This window comes from uncultured Campylobacter sp., assembly GCF_938030685.1.
Taxonomy (GTDB): Bacteria; Campylobacterota; Campylobacteria; order Campylobacterales; family Campylobacteraceae; genus Campylobacter_B.
On record NZ_CALHHX010000014.1, the window covers coordinates 16,902 to 32,440 of the forward strand.

Sequence of the window (15,539 nt, forward strand, 5' to 3'; positions counted from 1 at the left end):
TGTGTAGAAATTTCAGCCGAATTACACGCCGAAATTTCATCTAAATTTTGCGCAAAATGTGCGGCTTGCCCCCCGCAGCACGGCGCGCGATCTTGCGCGGAATTTAAACCAGCCTCAAAGCCCGCAAAGTCCCCTAAAATGTGCGTTTCAATCGCAAAAGCTCCGTCGGTGCTGAGCCTATGTCCCAAGAAGCTCACACTTGCAAATTCCTTGCTTCCGGCGCGCGTTAGGCTCGCATATACGCCGCTTTTTGGCATAAAATAGCCGCTGGCATCAAGATTTAGCGTCGCTACGAACTCCTGCGTCCCGCGCCCCTGACCGCGCACGATCCGCCCGCAGATCTCGTAATCTCGTCCTAAAAGCTCCGCCGCCTCTTCGCACCGACCACGCGATAAAAGTTCCTTGATCCTACTTGAATGCACGCCGCCGCCGCTTAAGCAAAACTCCCCTAAAACGTAGGTTTGCCCGCGAAATTCGCGCCGCAAAAACTCCGCGTCCCACGCCCTATCACGCCCAAATCTAAAGTCCTCGCCTACGACGATTTTTTGTAGATTTATGAAATTTTGCCTTAAAAGTGCGATAAATTCGCCTCCGCTAAGGCTTTTGATAGCGCGTAGATCGCAATAAAAAATCTTTTTGTCCGTAAAAGCCTGCCGCGACGCAAAAGGGGTTAGCTTCGTGCCACCACCTGCTAGGATTACGATTATTGCGCCTTGCTCGCCTAGGCGCTCAAATAATTTTTGATGTCCAAGGTGCATGCCGTCGAAGTTACCGATCGCTACGGCGTGCACATTATCGCGGTTTGCGCCTTGTAGCGTTGCGAAAATCTCGCCACGTGTGAACTGCTCGCTTAGGCGCGCACGCAGCACTTCCGCACAAGCAGGAAGCGCGCTTTGAGCTTGTGCGTCTACGTCATTGCTGCAAGCGTCGTTATAAGCCGTTTTACTGCCAAAAGTCGTTTCATTGCTGCAAGAGGTGTCGGTGTCTGCTTCATCTGCGCGGTGCGCATCGCCGGCTTTGTTTTCACTCAACTCTTGCCTTGGGCGTTTGATATTTTGAGATGAATTTTCTCCATTGCTTGTGAAATTCTGTTCCGTAAAATTTTTCAAGCTGGAATTCTGCGCTACGAAATTTTGCTCTTTAAAATTCCGTAGCGAAGCCTCTGTATGGTCTTTACATGATTTTTGATTAGCCATTATTGCTGCTTTGTCCAGACGATTTTTTTGGTGTCGTAACCGCTATGCTTCGCCTTTTTTAGATATAGGATGCGGATCGGCTCGGGCAGGGTTTTGGTGCGCGAGAGAATGTAAAGCTCACTCGTATCGGCGCCGAAGATCAGGGCGTAGCGATAGTCGCCGTCCACCTGCGCCACGCGGTAGAGGGAGTCGGAAATCAGACCTTTTTGATAGAGCAGGCCTACGTTTTTATCGCCTGCGAACTCTAACACGTGCTGCTCGTTTTCGATTTTACCAGAGCTTGTTTTGGCAGTTTTTAGAAGATTGATCGTGGAGTTTTTATCGATAAAGCACTCGTACGCGGTGTTTTGCAGCTCGCCGCCGCCCTTCATACGGGCGATCTCATACCAGCCGCCGCTAAATTTAGCGATGTCGAAATTTTTTACCAGCGGCGCTTTTGGGCTTAGGCTTTTGGCGCATGAGCCCAAAAATAGCGCGCAAAACGCCAATATAATTAAGTTTTTAAATTTCATCGTTCATCCTTTTTAGAAGATAGAAAAATTCCCTATTTCCCTCTTTACCCGCGATTTTGCAGGCGCTGGCATATAGTACGGCAAGCCCCAGCTCGGCGCATAGCTGCTCAAATTTCGCCCGTGCGGCGCGCACTGCTTTTTCGTCCCTGAGCACGCCTTTTTTATTTCGCTTGATCTCCGTGCCGACTTCAAATTGCGGCTTAAATAGCACGATGAGAGCGCTTTTTGCAAGGCTTGCGAGGCTTTTTAGGATCAAATTTAGCGAGATGAAGCTCACGTCGCAGGTGATGAGATCAAATTTCTTCTCGCTTGCAAACTCCCTGATGTCGGTGTTTTCGCGCACGATCACGCGAGGATCGCGCCGCAAAATTTCGCTTAGCTGCGAGCTGCCGACGTCAAGCGCAGTCACGCTCTTTGCGCCGCGCTGCAATAAAATCTGCACGAACCCGCCCGTGCTGCTACCCACGTCCAAAACATCGGCTCCCGCTAAATTTAAAATATCTTTTTGCGAGGGCTTTGTTTGTACCAGCTCCGCGCCGCCTTCGCTGCGGCATACGCCCGCCTTGCCGCCCGATTTGGAGGCTGTCGTATTTGAAATCTCTGCCGTTTCGGCGCTAGTTTTTGCGGTACGGATCGCCTTAGTATTTGTTTCTGCGATCTTTGCCGTCGCCGCGCTTGTAATTTCGGTCGTCTCGTTCGCGCCTAAAATTTTATCCGTAGCCGCAAAATCTGCGCTTGAAATTTGCGTCATTACTCCGCCTGCTCTTTGCGTCGCTGCCGCTTTACTATTCGCGCTCTTTGCGTTGCTATACGGCTTTGAAATTTCTGCCGCCGAGTTAGGCGAATTTGCGCCGCAGCTTGCCAAAAGCCCGTTTTCAGCGAGCTCATCCAAAAAGCCCGCAAGTTTTAGCGCGCCCCTGCTTACGTAAATTTGATCGGTCGCGCTGATTTCGCCGCTCTGCTCGGGCGCGATCTGCGCAGAGGGCCTGTTTTGCACGGCGCCTCGCAGCAAAATTTTATCCTGCTTTATCAGTGCGGCAGCCTGATTTCTGCTGATTTTAAGCGTATTTGCGACGAGTAGATCAAATCTCATTTTACTTTTTCTCCGCGCTGCGATGAAATTTTAAAGCTTGTGCAGCTTTTGAGCGGCCTTGGGTTTAAAATTCTATCGCACAAAGCAAAGTCGCGCGTAGCAGTGCTACGCAGCTCAAATTTTACGCTGCACGCCGTAAATTTAGCCATACTGTACATTGCAGGTTTCGGCTCGCCGTGCGTTGCAAATTTTATCTCTCCGCTAGCGAAAATTTTAAAATTTTTCCTATCGGCGCAGCGTTCGCGCGCCGCAAAATTTGAGATATTCTCGCTTGCAGCCCTATCTATCGGCATCGCGCCCGCCGTTTTAGCGCCGCGGCAGACGGAGCCCGCGCGCCTCGCAGAAACCGCCTCTCGGTTTGCCATTTTTGAGTGCGCCTCAAAGCCTGACGATACCGCGCCGACCGCTCGATTTGCTACCCTCGCTTTTAGCGGCAAATTTACCGCCCCCTCACACTCTTTAAAATTTTTAAAATTCTCGCGCTTCGTAAAACACGCAAGCGCCGCAGGACGGAGGTTGCTTTTAAAATTTAACCCCGCACCGTTTATGTACGGCTCCAACATCAAGCAAAAAACCTTCACTTGCCGCTCCCCGCAAGCGTTTGGGGCTCGTTCTTGCCGGGTGAATTCGTGTCGGTCGTCGCCAGGCTCGCGAGCGCTTCAAACTCGCTCTCGTCGATCACCCGCACGCCAAGCGAGCGAGCTTTTTGTAGCTTGGAGCCCGCTTCTGCGCCTGCAAGCACGAAGTCGGTCTTGGCAGATACCGAGCCCTGCACCTTCGCGCCCATAGCCAAAAGCCTGGCCTTAAACTCGTCGCGCGGACGGCTGAGCGTGCCGGTGATGACGACGCTGCGGTCCGTGAAGACGCTTTTGGCGGTCTGCATCTGGGGCGCGCGCGGCGTGATTATTTCGCTTAAATTTAGAATTTTTTCGCGATTTATCTTGCAAAACTCCGTTAGGCTCCTTGCCATCGCCTCTCCAAAGCCCTCCAGGCGCAGAATTTCATCCTCGCTTGCATTCAGCCAATCCTGCCCGAATGCCGCGGCGATCTTGCGCGCGGCCACCTCTCCGATGTGTTCGATCCCTAAAGAAGCGATGAAGCGCTCAAGAGGCGCGTTTTTGCTCGCGTTTATCGCGCCCAAAAGATTTGAAATTTTTTTATCCGCAAAGCCCTCAAGATCCGCCAAATCCTGCGCGCCGAGGGCGTAAATATCGCCGATCTTTGAAATTTTGCCGCTTTCAAAAAGCTGCGTGATCGTCGCATCGCTTAGCCCTTCGATATTCATGCATTTTTTGGAGCAGAAATAGATCAGCGAACCTATCACGCGCGCCTTGCAATCGAGGTTTTGACACTTTATGAGCGCGCCTTCGTCAAGCAGCCTCTCGCCGCAGACAGGGCAGCGATCCGGGCGCGAAATTTCGCTCTGCGTGCCGTCTCTGCGCTGTTTGTAAACGCTCGTGATCTTCGGGATCACGTCGCCGCTGCGGATGATGCCTACGAAGTCGTTTTTCATCAGCCCAAGTCGCGCGATCTCGTCGAAATTATGAAGCGTCGCGTTTGAAACGTTCGCGCCGTCGATATTTACGCTATCTACGACGGCTACGGGGGTGACCGCGCCGGTGCGGCCGACCTGTAGATTGATCTCGCGCAGCCGCGTTACCTTTTCGACTGCAGGGAATTTGTACGCGACCATAAAGCGCGGGAATTTCACCGTATAGCCCATCTGGGCGCACTTTGAAAGCTCGTTTACGCGGATTACCATGCCGTCTAGCATCAGATCTTTGCTCGCGCGCATGCTATGCAGCGCCTCGTACGCGCTCCTAATCTCGCTCGCGCTCTTGCAGATGCGGCAAAACTCGTCGCGCAAAAAACCTAGGCTACGCACAAACTCCATTATCTGCGAGTGCAGCGCAAAGCTTAACGAATGTTCGCCCACCCCCCACGGGATAAATTTTAGCTTCCGCTTCGCTACGATCGCACTATCTAGCTGGCGCAGGCTTCCCGCGGCGGCGTTGCGCGGGTTTGAAAACAGGCTCTCGCCATTTGCGGCGCGCTCATCGTTTAGCGCGTCAAAATCGCTCTTGGCGATCAGCGTCTCGCCGCGGATCTCGATCCTTCCCTCGTATGGGATCTGAAGCGGCACCGATTTGATCGCTCTTGCGTTTTGCGTCACGTCCTCGCCTATAAGCCCGTCGCCGCGCGTCGCCGCGCTTATCAGCACGCCGCCTTCGTAGGTCAAATTTAAGCTCGCGCCGTCAAATTTCGGCTCGACGTAAAACTGCGCGCCGCCCTTCTCGCCGCGAGCTAGCCACGCCAAAAGGTCCGCGTCGTCGAAAATATCCTCCATCGACCACATCTGCGCGCCGTGAGCGAGTTTGGAAAAGCCCTCGCTGATCGTGCCTCCGATACGCCGCGTAGGCGAGTACGGCAGTGCGAGCGCGGGGTTTTGCTCCTCGAATTTCTCCGCTTGCGAATAAAGCTCGTCGTACTCCTCGTCGCTTGCGATCGGCCGATCGTCGGTGTAATATGCCCGCGCCCACGCATTTAGCGTATCTATTGCGGATCTGTATTCATCGTAGTTCATCTTGCGCTCGCATCTTTAAATTTTAAAATTCCGCGCTCCGCTAAAATTTTACGTCGCGTTAGAATTTTACGCTCCGCGGCAGGCCCCTGCATCCCAAACACTGCGCCGCACAGCCTATTATCGTTAAATTTTGTGGGTTCGCTCGCTTTAAATTTCGTGTTTAAAAAGGCGCGATCAAATTCCATTGCCGAACTCCTTTAGCGCGCGCTCGTAATCAGCCGGCGTGTCGATACCGATGCTCGCAGTTTCGATCCCAAGCATCGCGATCTTCTCGCCCGCGCTTATGGCGCGAAGCTGCTCGAGTTTTTCGGTATCTTCCAGCGCTGAGGCGGGCAGGGCGCAAAACCTCTTTAAATTTTGCACGCTGTATGCGTAGATACCGATGTGACCGAGGTAGCACTCGCATGCCGCGCGCGGGTAGGGGATGAGCGAGCGTGAAAAATAGATCGCAAAGCCTGCGTTATCAAGCACTAGCTTGACTAAATTCGGATCCTCCGCCGCTTGAGGGCTTATATATTTGTAACAGCTCGCCATAAATGCGCCCTTTTGCGCGATCGTCTCGCGGGTGAAATCTTTAAATTTAATCAAATTTTCGCTCTCAAAGAATGGCTCGTCGGCTTGGATATTGATGATGATCTCATCCTCCGCAAGCGCTGTGTTTGCGACCGCTTCAGCGATGCGGTCGGTGCCGCTTTGATGCTCGCGCGCGGTAAGAACGGCGTCAAAGCCGTAATCTTGCGCGATCTTTAAAATTTGCGGCTCATCTACGGCGATTAGCACGCGGTCTGCTTTGGCTGCATTTTGAGCCGTTTTGATAAACATCGGCACGCCGCCGAACTCACATAAAATTTTATTTTTAAAGCGCGTCGAAGCAAGGCGCGCGGGGATTACTATCATTTTTTGATCCACTCCATTATGGCGTCTTTGATCTCGCTTTGCTCCACGACGCTGGAGTGTACCTGCGGCGCGCTAAAAAGGCGCGAGATCTGCGGCGGGATGTCGCTGTGAAATTCCTTCGAAAGCGCGATCATATCGGCCCTTTCGTCCTTGCAAGCCCTGCCTTTGATCGCGCCGATCATCGACGGCGTAAATTTAATCCACTTCGCGGTCGAGATGACGAGATTTAGGCGGCTTTCGTCAAGTAGCTTAAAGCAAGTCGCCGTGTGCGGATCGATCAGCACGCCGCGGCTGCTTTCTTGTTTGATAAACTTAGCGCACTGCGCATCGTCGCAAAAATCCGCCTCAAAAATCTCGCGCAGCTTCGCAAGCTCACTCGCGCTAAGCTTATAAAATTTATCTCGCGCCAAGCTTTGCATCAGCTCGCTCGTGCGCGCATCGCCGAACATATCGCTAAGCAGCCGCTCGACGTTGGAGCTAATCAAAATATCCATCGCAGGGCTGATTGTGCGGATGAGCTCGCGCTTTCGCAGATCGTAGATGCCGCACGTAAAAAGCTCGGTTAGGATATTGTTCGCGTTTGAAGCGATCTTGATTTTGCCGATCTTTGCGCCCATTTTTTTGGCGAAATACGCTCCCAGCGCGTTGCCGAAATTTCCGCTAGGCACTATGACGTCGAAGGTGTTAAATTTAGCGCTCTGCGCGCTGTTTGCGCCCGCCGCGTCAAAATTTTTGCCGCACGCCGGACACTGATCGCTTTGCTTTAAATTTTGCTCGGGGCTCAATACGCCGTGCTTTGAGAAATAGATGCTAGCGTAGATATAGTAGATGATCTGAAATAAAATCCTGCCGAAATTTACCGAGTTCGCGGCGCTTAGATTTAAATTTGCCCGCGCGAGTTCGTTTTTGAAATCGTCATCGGCCAGCAGCGATTTTAGCGCGCGTTGCGTATCGTCGAAGTTGCCGCGCACGCCTAAAATTTTAAGATTTGCCGCGCTTTGTTTGACCATCTGCTGGCGCTGTATCTCGCTCGTGCCGCCCTGCGGGTAGAGGCAGACCGCTTTGATGTTTTCGTCGTCCGCAAAGGCCTCTAGCGTCGCAGGCCCCGTGTCGCCGCTCGTGGCGCACATTATTAAGAATTTCTCGCCTCTGGATTTTGCGATGCTTTTTAAAAGTGCGCCGAAGGGCTGCAGCGCCATATCCTTAAACGCGAGCGTCGGACCGTGGTAAAGCTCCAAAATATAGGCGTTTTCGCTTAGTTTTTTGATCTGGACGGGGCAGGCGGGATTTTCAAATTTATCGTAGCGCCTTAGCGCGCTCTCAAAGACCTCGCTGCTTACGTCAAAATCGAAGCTCTCGATGATTTTAAGCGCGATCTGTTTGTAGCTCAGATCCTCGCACTGCTTAAAAAAACCCTCGCTTAAAAGCGGTAGCCGCTCGGGGCTGAAAAGCCCGCCGCCGCGCGCGCTCGGATTTAGCAGCGCGTAGCTAAGATCCGCTTTTTGCGAAAAATCTCTCGTAGAAATCAGTTTCATCTTTTTCCTTTTTAAAATTTTAAAATTTACGCCCGCCTAGGCGCTTTAAATTTGATCGCTTAGGTCGCTTGCACGGATTTGCGGCATTGCCGCTTTAAGCCTGCCGCCTCCGCGTTCGCGCCTAAATTTCTTCCTTTATCAAACTTCCTATGCCGCCGTCCGTGAAAAGCTCAAGCAGGATCGAGTGCGGAATTTTGCCGTTGATGATATGCGCGGCATTTGCGCCGTTTCGCACGCATTGCAGGCACGCATCGACCTTTGGGATCATGCCGCCTGCGATCGTGCCGTCCTTTTTGAGCTTCGAAATGAGCGCAGCATCAAGCTTGCTGATTAAATTTCCCTCTTTATCGAGCACCCCGTCAATGTCGCTTAAAAATATCGCCTTGCTCGCTTTTAGCGCGGCTGCGATCCTGCTGGCGCAGAGATCGGCGTTGATATTAAAGCTCACGTTTTCGTCCGTCTCGCCGCCCGCAAGCGGGGCGATCACCGGCAGATAGTCCTTTTGCAGCAGGTCGTTTATCAGCTTGGTGTTTACCTCGGTGATCTCGCCTACGAAGCCGTATTTTTTCTCGTCGAGGAATTTCGCTTTCAAAAGCCCGCCATCCTTGCCGCTGATGCCGATCGCAGGCGCGCCGTTTTGGTTCAAAAGCGCCGTGATCTCTTTATTTACCGCGCCGCTTAGCACCATCTCGGTAATTTCGATCGCGTCTTTATTTGTTATGCGAAGCCCGTCCTTAAACTCGCTGCGCACTCCGATCTTATCCAGAGTCTGATTGATCTTTTTGCCGCCGCCGTGCACGACGATGATCTTGATGCCGACCATATGCAAAAGCACGATGTCGCGGGCAAAATCAAGCTTGAGTGCATCGTCGGTTTGCGCCGCACCACCGTATTTGACGACAAAAATTTTATCTCTAAATTTACGGATATAGGGTAGCGCGGAGATGATTACTTCGGCGGTTTTGCTCTTTTTTATCATAAAATTCCTTTAAAAACCTTATTTTATCATAGCTTGGTTTATGTAGTTTTGAATTTCGCGTATAAAGTTTTCGCTTAGCTTTAAATTTAGCAAAATCACTGAAATTTCCACGCCCAAATCCCTTAATTTCACGTAATCTTTCGCCGTGCAAAGGATATGCTCCGCGCCCTCGCGCCTTAGCAGCTCTAAAATCTGCTCTTTTTTGAAATCATAATGATCGGGGAAAAATGCGTGGGCTTTTGCGAGCGGCAAAAACTCTTGTAAGCGCCAAGGTTTGGCGATGGCGCTGATTAAGATCGTGCGAGATTTTTCAAAACCACCTTCTTTGGAATTTAAAATTTTATTCGCGACGGCGGGGTTTAAATTTGAAATTTCATCTGCGGCGGTTTTTAAATTTAAATCCGAAATTTTATCCGCGGCGGAATTTGAAATTTCGTCTGCGTCGGAATTTAAAATTTCATCCGTGCCGTTTAGCCCCTCTTGCAGATCCGCCGCCGAAATGATCTTAAAGCCCTGCGAAATGTCGCTTTGCGCGGGTATGAAATCTGCAAATTTATAAAAAAACGGCGGGTAGCGATACGCGGCGAAGGGCAGGCAAAAGGGCAGCTTCGGCGCGCTTTGCGGGCGTAGCAAGATATCAAATTTAGAGATATTAAATTTAGAAAATCCGTCGTCCAAGATCACCAGCTCAAAGCCGAGAGTTTGCGCGCGCAATATCCCTGCAGCGCGATCTTCGCTGACGATTACGTTTGCGCCGCGCAGAAACAGCGCGTATTCCATCGCCTCATCTCCGCTTTGCCGCACATCGCAAAGTATCCGTCCGCCGAGCGCTACTTCGAGCAAGCCTCTGCTTTTACGCCCGTATCCGCGAAGGATGATGCATGTTTTGAGCTCCCCGTTAAATTCTTTAAAAAGCGCCCGCACCAGCGGGGTTTTGCCGCTGCCGCCGAGGGTTAAATTTCCGACGCTGATTATTGGAATTTTAAATTTTTGCGGCTTAGCAAAGAGCCTTTTTAGGCAGACGATAAGCGTATAGAGCAGCGATAGCGGTGCTAAAATTACTCCGAGCGCAAGCCACGCGGGGCTCGGGTCGTATAAGTTTCGCTCGATTAGGAGTTTAAACACGATTTTGCGCTATCTCTTTGATCTGCTCGCAGATGTAGCTCACATCGTCGTCGCTAAGCGCCGTATAGATCGGCAGGGATAAAATTTGCTGATAGTTTTTAAGCGCATTCGGGAAATCATTGACCTTGTAATTATATTTGCTTTTGTAGTAGCTTAGCAGATGCACCGGCACGTAGTGCAGCGATACGCTTACTCCGCGCGAGATCAGCGCCTTGGCGAAATCGTCGCGGTTTTTGTCGATCTTTACGATGAATTGAGTATAGATATGCTCCTCGCTGTCGCTTGGAAGCGTCACGTGAGGGCAGTTTGCGAGCTGCTCGCGATACGCTGCGGCGATCTGCTTGCGGCGCTTTATAAAGGCGTCGGTTTTTTCAAACTGGGCGATGGCGTAGGCGGAATTTATGGCGTTAAGATCGTATTTTTGACCGATGCGATCGACGTCGTAGGTAAAGGACATATTGCCGTCTTTGTAAAAGGCATCTCCCACAATGCCGCCGTTTCTTAAAATTTGTGCGGCGCTTGCTATCTCATCGTCGTTCGTAACGAAAAAGCCCGCCGTAGAGATCGCGTCTTGCGCTTGAGGATTGATCTGAAAGCACGATATGAGCGAGCTTTTAAGCGCTCCGATTTTTGCGCCTTTATAGGTAGCGCCCATAGCGCGGCACGCATCGTCTATAAGGACGATATTTTCGCTTTTGGCGACCTCGCTGATGGCGTCTATATCCGCAGCAAGCCCCGCGATGTGCGAGATGAAAGCGCATTTTAGCTTCTTGTGGCGGTTCTGATCTATCGTGCGAGCAAGGCTTTCGCTCGTGATATTAAAGCTTATCGGATCGATATCTACGAAAACGGGCTCTGCGTCGAAGTGGCGGATCACTTCGGCGACGTTGGGGAAGGAATTTACGGAGCATAAAATTTTATCTCCGCGCTTAATATCCATCGCGCAAAGCGCCAGATGCAGCGCCGTCGTTCCGCTCGTGGTAGATACGGCGTGCTTTACGCCGAAGTACTTACAAATATCCTCTTCAAAAATTTCGCTATATCTTATATCGCTGTTGTAGAGGGCGCTTTTAATTAAGTCTTCCTCTTTTTTATCGATTTGAGCCTTATAAAACGGTATCTCTTTCATAAATCTCTCCTTGGTGTGCGGGCTCTATGCGAGCCACGGCCGGCATACGTAGTTTGAAGTTATTTTTTAAAATTTTACGCACGATTAGCTTTACCAGATCTTTATTGTGGTTGGATTTTTTCAGATATTTCAGATCGTCCGCACCGATCTGCTCGCCCGAGCGGATCTTAGCCCTTAGATTAGGCCGCGAAAAAATATCTCTTAGCACGCTATCTAAAATCTCGTAGCTGTATCCAAGCTCACGTTCGTCGCTTTGATTTTCCCATAGATCGGCGCTTGGGGCTTTTTTGATGATCGCATCGTCTATGCATAAAATTTTTGCAAATTTAAATAGATCGGTTTTTAAAATTTCTCCGATCGGATTAAACGCGCAGGCTAAATCTCCGTAAATCGTGCCGTAGCCTAGCATCCTCTCGCTAAGATTGCTCGTGCCTACGACTACGCCGCGTTTAGCCGCGCTGTAATCATAAAGCAAGCTCATTCTTACGCGCGCGGCGAAATTTCCGATGCGAAGAGCGCTTGCGCCGGGATTTAAAGCGGTAAAATTTTCTACAAATGGCGCGATCTCTTGGATTTCGTAGGGGATATTAAAGGATTCGCAGTGAAAGATGCCGTCTGCCATATTTTCTAAATTTGAACCAGCGCTAGGTAGGATAAGCCCGTAAGTAGGGATCTCTGTAAGAGCGCAAAGCGCAGAAACCACGGCGCTGTCAAGCCCACCGCTGATGCCTACTACAAAGGCGTCCGCACCCGTTTCATCGAGTCTCTCCGATAAAAAATCGGTCAGTTGCGGCAGCAAATCGTCCAAGAACATAATATTTAGCCTTAAAATTTTACGTTAAATTGCGCGAATTTTAACTATTTTTGGCTAAATTACGGCTTTAATTTAAGCTTAAAAGGAGGATTTAAATGCAAATTTTAAAAAAAGCTTTCGGCGAATATGTGACGAATTGCTACATTCTAAAGGGCGAGCAGGGCGATTTGGTGATCGATCCGGGGCAGGGCAGCTTTGATTGGGTGATGCAAAATACGGGAAAGATCGCCGCGGTTTTGAATACGCATGGGCATTTCGATCATGTTTATGATGACGCGAAGCTGCAAAGGGCGGGCGCTAAAATTTATATCCACGAAAGCGACGCCTTTATGCTGCGGGCGGATCCCTTTGAGACGATGCCCGAGCCCATAGAAGCGGACGTACTCGTAAAAGGGCAGGAGCAAAGCTTTGAAATAGCAGGCTTTAACGTTAAATTTAGTCTTTTTGCCGGACATACGCCGGGCAGCTGTATGATCGAAGCAGGCGGCGTGGTCTTTAGCGGCGACGTCATATTCAAAGGCTCTATCGGCAGGTGGGATTTTCCTTTTTCAAGCGGCGAGCAGATGAGAGAGTCTTTGCATAAAATTTTGCAGATAAAGGGCGATTTTACGCTATATCCGGGGCACGGAGCAAATACTAGCCTAGCGGCTGAGAGGCAAAATTTAAAATATTTTTTGCAGCTTTTTGAGCGTTGATAGTTTAAATTTAACTGCGTTTCGCCGCACAATAAGCGGTAAAGTGGCGTGAAGCCGGTCGGCGTCGGAAAATTTATACCGCTTTGTTCGCGGGCGCTAGAATTTGTGCCGCTTTGCTCGCATTGCAGGCGCCGAAATTTACCGCTTTATTTGCGGCTGCGGGCGTTAAAATTTCTGCGCCCTGTTCGCACCATGCGCGCATTGGCGAAGATGCGCAGATAAAATTTTAAAATTTACCGCCGCTTGATTAAATTTAGTAAAATTTCGCGCCGCCGTGTGCGCAAGACGCAAAGCGTAATGCAAAAGCAAAATTTAAAATTCGTGCCGCCGCGCCGAGCAAAACGTAGCGCACGAGGCGAAATTTAAAATTTGCGCCGTCGTATCGATTCTAACCGCCACAATGCGATCCAATCCAATTCAAGCTCGCTAAATTTAGTCAAATTTCACGCTCTGCCGAACGTAAAATTTTCCCCCGCGAGCCGATTAAATTCAGTAAAATTTTACGCGTTTTAAAGGCGCAGATCACGCCCTAAGCCGCACGTAGATACGCCTCGGGGCGGGATAGCCCTCGATCGTGCGCGAGCTATCGAGCGGGTCTAGGAAATTCTCCAAGCTCTGCCCGTCGATCCACTCCGTTTTGCGCTGCTCGCTAGCATCCGTGGGCTTTTGAGCCAAAATTTCAAAATCTCTAAATTTCGCCCTCTCGCACCAATTTTGTAGCGCGCCGACAGTCGGGACGAAGTAGATATTTGAAATTTTTGAGTAGCTGTTTTTCGGACACAGCGCGAAATCGCCCGCTCCTTCGATATACATCGTGTCTAAAAACACCTCGCCGCCCGCATTTAGCGAGGCGCGCAGATCTTTTAGCATCTTTACAGGGTCGCTGCGGTGGTAGATGACGCCGAGGCAGAATATCGTATCGAATTTGTGCTCGTAAAACGGCAGATGCTCCACGCCCAAAAGCTCGAATCTCGCGCCGCTGCGGAGGAATTTCTCGATGAAGCGAAACTGCAGATAAAATAGCGCGCTCGGGTCAAACCCCACTAGTCGCGCAGGCTTTAGAGCGCTTGCGCGAAACATATAGTAGCCGTTGTTGCAGCCCACGTCGGCGACGGTTTTGCCGCTCAGATTTAAAAACGGTCGCAGCAGGTTAAATTTCACGAAGCTTCGCCACTCAGCGTCGATAAAAAGATCATTCAGCGCAAAAGGCCCCTTGCGCCACGGCTTTATCGCTCGCGCGATACGTGTAATCTCATTCTCTTGCTCCGCGCTAGCGCTAAAGCTTGCACGCACGACGTCGCCGCACTCGCAGCCGCACTCGCCTATTTGCAGCGCCTCGATCGCACTTAAAATTTCGCGGTTTTGCCCGCTTTGCAGCTTTTTAAAGTTCTCGTCTCTGATTTTTTGCAGATCCATTTTTAATCCTAAAATTTCAAATTTAGCGCCATTTTAACATAAAATTTTATCCATTTTAAGGCGCAAAGAGATAAAATCGACTTGCAATTCAAGCAAAGGAGCAAAAAATGCAAGAAGCAAAAACGAGAAAATTTAGTCTCAGGTTTAATCACGAAATTTCAAGTAGTGGCGCAGAGGTGCGGCTTTGGCTGCCGTTAGTGCTGCAAGAGCCCTATCAGAGGTTGCTTGGCGAATATCATGCCCGCTCAAATGCGCAAGAGTCTGCTATCTGCGGAGATCATATAAGCACGTACTACGCGCGCTTCGCACCCGATAAAGAGGCAAGAGCGGGCGTCGGCAAATACGGCGAGCAAGGTGTCGTAGGCGAAGAGGATGATTATTTTGAGCTTAGCTTCGATATTGAAATTTCGGAGCGAAACACCGATTTTAGCAAGGTAAGCTTTAATGAAAACGAGCGCTTGAGCCCAGAGATCGAGGAGTTTTTAAAGCCTTCAAAGCTAATTCCGGTAGAAGGCGCTGCAAAACAAAAATCAGACGAGATCACCGGCTCGCTTAAAGGCGATCTGGAAAAGGCGCGCGCGATCTACGAGTGGGTCGCAAAAAATATGAGTCGCGATAATAGCGTGATTGCATGCGGTAGCGGCGATGCAACAGCGATTTTAAGCAGCGGCAAGCTAAGCGGCAAATGCGCCGATATTAATAGCGTGTTCGTCGCGCTCTGCAGGGCAGCTGGCATTCCTGCGCGCGCTATTTACGGCATCCGCACAGGCGCGGCGCAGAAATTCTCGCCCGAAATGGGCGTCATGGGCGCCTTAAGTGGCGGTGCGCTTGAAATCTCGGGCGCGCAGCACTGTAGAGCGGAATTTTATCTAAAAGGCTACGGCTGGATACCTGTCGATCCCGCGGACGTTACGAAGGTGCGATTGGGCGAGAACTTAAGCGAGGATGATTCTAAGCTGGCGCGGGTGCGCGAATATCTTTTCGGTAACTGGGAGCCGTGCTGGCTGGGCTTTAACTACGCTCGCGAAATCGTGCTAAATCCGCGTCCGGCGCACGTTCCGATCGAAATTTTTTCGCATCCGTATTGCGAAGTGGGCGGCACGCCGAAAGATCCGTACTCGCCTAAAAATTTTATCTACGAGTATTTTTCGCGAGAAATTTAATCCTCTGGCGGCTTGCATTTTACCGCCGCGATTTGCTTAAGCTAAGCCGCCGCGCTTCGTCGAGGCTCAACCGTTTAATCTAAGCGCACGCTTGGCTTTGCGACAGCGGCGCTTTTTGCGTGGTTTAGCCTACGCCGCCGATACATACTGTCTGCGCGCCTAGTTTGCGGGCTATCATGCCCGCTTTGGCGAAATTTCGCGCTATGTCTTTGGGCGAAATTTTAAAATTTTAAAGCTGGTGAAATTTTAAATTTAGCGATTTCAAAGCCGCAAAAGGCTAAAATCAGCGCGTAAATTAGGGCTAAGGCTTAGCCATTTTATTTTGAAGGCATTTCATGCAAAGACGCGATTTTTTAAGAAACACTGCGATTTTAGGCGCCGTTATGGCAACTCCGAGTACC

15 protein-coding genes and 1 pseudogene are annotated in these 15,539 nt (G+C 50.5%); 3 read left to right on the forward strand and 13 right to left on the reverse strand.

What is annotated here, in order from left to right:
* Positions 1 to 134 precede the first annotated feature (134 nt).
* The 12 genes and pseudogenes from Q0369_RS00690 to nadE all read right to left on the reverse strand — a co-directional run.
* Positions 135 to 1,196, reverse strand: a pseudogene (locus Q0369_RS00690) (riboflavin kinase); the annotation flags it as partial.
* Complete coding sequence (locus tag Q0369_RS00695; protein WP_298094612.1) at positions 1,196 to 1,708, reverse strand: lipocalin family protein; 513 nt, start codon at positions 1,706 to 1,708, stop codon at positions 1,196 to 1,198. The gene Q0369_RS00695 and the pseudogene Q0369_RS00690, both read right to left, overlap by 1 nt.
* Positions 1,698 to 2,801: an SAM-dependent methyltransferase gene (locus tag Q0369_RS00700; protein ID WP_298094615.1), complete on the reverse strand. Its 1,104-nt coding sequence runs from the start codon at positions 2,799 to 2,801 to the stop codon at positions 1,698 to 1,700. The genes Q0369_RS00695 and Q0369_RS00700 overlap by 11 nt, the downstream gene beginning before the upstream one ends.
* Positions 2,798 to 3,382: a hypothetical protein gene (locus tag Q0369_RS00705; protein WP_298094618.1), complete on the reverse strand. Its 585-nt coding sequence runs from the start codon at positions 3,380 to 3,382 to the stop codon at positions 2,798 to 2,800. The genes Q0369_RS00700 and Q0369_RS00705 overlap by 4 nt, the downstream gene beginning before the upstream one ends.
* The gene (gene ligA, locus Q0369_RS00710; protein WP_298094621.1) at positions 3,379 to 5,385 is read right to left on the reverse strand and encodes an NAD-dependent DNA ligase LigA; all 2,007 of its coding nucleotides are present in this window, start codon (positions 5,383 to 5,385) and stop codon (positions 3,379 to 3,381) included. Before ligA ends, Q0369_RS00705 begins: the two co-directional genes overlap by 4 nt.
* Positions 5,382 to 5,570, reverse strand: a complete 189-nt coding sequence (locus tag Q0369_RS00715; RefSeq protein WP_298061504.1) for a hypothetical protein — start codon at positions 5,568 to 5,570, stop codon at positions 5,382 to 5,384. Before Q0369_RS00715 ends, ligA begins: the two co-directional genes overlap by 4 nt.
* Positions 5,560 to 6,282, reverse strand: a complete 723-nt coding sequence (gene kdsB / locus Q0369_RS00720; RefSeq protein ID WP_298094624.1) for a 3-deoxy-manno-octulosonate cytidylyltransferase — start codon at positions 6,280 to 6,282, stop codon at positions 5,560 to 5,562. Before kdsB ends, Q0369_RS00715 begins: the two co-directional genes overlap by 11 nt.
* Entirely contained in the window at positions 6,279 to 7,817 is a 1,539-nt protein-coding gene (gene thrC / locus Q0369_RS00725) for a threonine synthase (protein ID WP_298094627.1), read from the reverse strand. The genes kdsB and thrC overlap by 4 nt, the downstream gene beginning before the upstream one ends.
* A gap of 121 nt (positions 7,818 to 7,938) precedes the next feature.
* Positions 7,939 to 8,796, reverse strand: a complete 858-nt coding sequence (gene argB / locus Q0369_RS00730) for an acetylglutamate kinase (protein ID WP_298094630.1) — start codon at positions 8,794 to 8,796, stop codon at positions 7,939 to 7,941.
* Between the two features lie 18 nt (positions 8,797 to 8,814).
* Positions 8,815 to 9,921 (reverse strand): tetraacyldisaccharide 4'-kinase, encoded by a 1,107-nt coding sequence (locus tag Q0369_RS00735; protein ID WP_298094633.1) that lies wholly within the window; start codon positions 9,919 to 9,921, stop codon positions 8,815 to 8,817.
* Entirely contained in the window at positions 9,914 to 11,050 is a 1,137-nt protein-coding gene (locus tag Q0369_RS00740; RefSeq protein WP_298094635.1) for a DegT/DnrJ/EryC1/StrS aminotransferase family protein, read from the reverse strand. The genes Q0369_RS00735 and Q0369_RS00740 overlap by 8 nt, the downstream gene beginning before the upstream one ends.
* Positions 11,028 to 11,864, reverse strand: a complete 837-nt coding sequence (nadE, locus tag Q0369_RS00745; protein ID WP_298094638.1) for an NAD(+) synthase — start codon at positions 11,862 to 11,864, stop codon at positions 11,028 to 11,030. The genes Q0369_RS00740 and nadE overlap by 23 nt, the downstream gene beginning before the upstream one ends.
* Positions 11,865 to 11,959: 95 nt before the next feature.
* On the opposite strand from nadE, the gene Q0369_RS00750 reads away from it, so the two are divergent.
* Positions 11,960 to 12,559, forward strand: coding sequence for an MBL fold metallo-hydrolase (locus tag Q0369_RS00750; protein ID WP_298094643.1), 600 nt, complete (start codon positions 11,960 to 11,962; stop codon positions 12,557 to 12,559).
* A 522-nt stretch (positions 12,560 to 13,081) separates the two neighbouring features.
* Here Q0369_RS00750 and cmoB read toward each other — a convergent pair.
* Positions 13,082 to 13,975, reverse strand: a complete 894-nt coding sequence (cmoB, locus tag Q0369_RS00755) for a tRNA 5-methoxyuridine(34)/uridine 5-oxyacetic acid(34) synthase CmoB (protein ID WP_298094646.1) — start codon at positions 13,973 to 13,975, stop codon at positions 13,082 to 13,084.
* 107 nt (positions 13,976 to 14,082) lie between these two features.
* Here cmoB and Q0369_RS00760 point away from each other — a divergent pair, with 107 nt between their 5' ends.
* Complete coding sequence (locus Q0369_RS00760; RefSeq protein ID WP_298094649.1) at positions 14,083 to 15,138, forward strand: transglutaminase-like domain-containing protein; 1,056 nt, start codon at positions 14,083 to 14,085, stop codon at positions 15,136 to 15,138.
* Between the two features lie 335 nt (positions 15,139 to 15,473).
* Positions 15,474 to 15,539 (forward strand): twin-arginine translocation signal domain-containing protein (locus Q0369_RS11150; protein ID WP_367178950.1); only part of this gene is annotated, 66 nt, incomplete at its 3' end.

Excerpts from the sequence above, each read along its gene's own strand:
- Q0369_RS00695 (WP_298094612.1), bottom strand. The coding sequence starts at position 1,708 with ATGAAATTTAAAAACTTAATTATATTGGCGTTTTGCGCGCTATTTTTG.
- Q0369_RS00700 (WP_298094615.1), bottom strand. The coding sequence starts at position 2,801 with ATGAGATTTGATCTACTCGTCGCAAATACGCTTAAAATCAGCAGAAAT.
- ligA (WP_298094621.1), bottom strand. The coding sequence starts at position 5,385 with ATGAACTACGATGAATACAGATCCGCAATAGATACGCTAAATGCGTGG.
- Q0369_RS00715 (WP_298061504.1), bottom strand. The coding sequence starts at position 5,570 with ATGGAATTTGATCGCGCCTTTTTAAACACGAAATTTAAAGCGAGCGAA.
- kdsB (WP_298094624.1), bottom strand. The coding sequence starts at position 6,282 with ATGATAGTAATCCCCGCGCGCCTTGCTTCGACGCGCTTTAAAAATAAA.
- thrC (WP_298094627.1), bottom strand. The coding sequence starts at position 7,817 with ATGAAACTGATTTCTACGAGAGATTTTTCGCAAAAAGCGGATCTTAGC.
- argB (WP_298094630.1), bottom strand. The coding sequence starts at position 8,796 with ATGATAAAAAAGAGCAAAACCGCCGAAGTAATCATCTCCGCGCTACCC.
- Q0369_RS00740 (WP_298094635.1), bottom strand. The coding sequence starts at position 11,050 with ATGAAAGAGATACCGTTTTATAAGGCTCAAATCGATAAAAAAGAGGAA.
- nadE (WP_298094638.1), bottom strand. The coding sequence starts at position 11,864 with ATGTTCTTGGACGATTTGCTGCCGCAACTGACCGATTTTTTATCGGAG.
- Q0369_RS00750 (WP_298094643.1), top strand. The coding sequence starts at position 11,960 with ATGCAAATTTTAAAAAAAGCTTTCGGCGAATATGTGACGAATTGCTAC.
- cmoB (WP_298094646.1), bottom strand. The coding sequence starts at position 13,975 with ATGGATCTGCAAAAAATCAGAGACGAGAACTTTAAAAAGCTGCAAAGC.
- Q0369_RS00760 (WP_298094649.1), top strand. The coding sequence starts at position 14,083 with ATGCAAGAAGCAAAAACGAGAAAATTTAGTCTCAGGTTTAATCACGAA.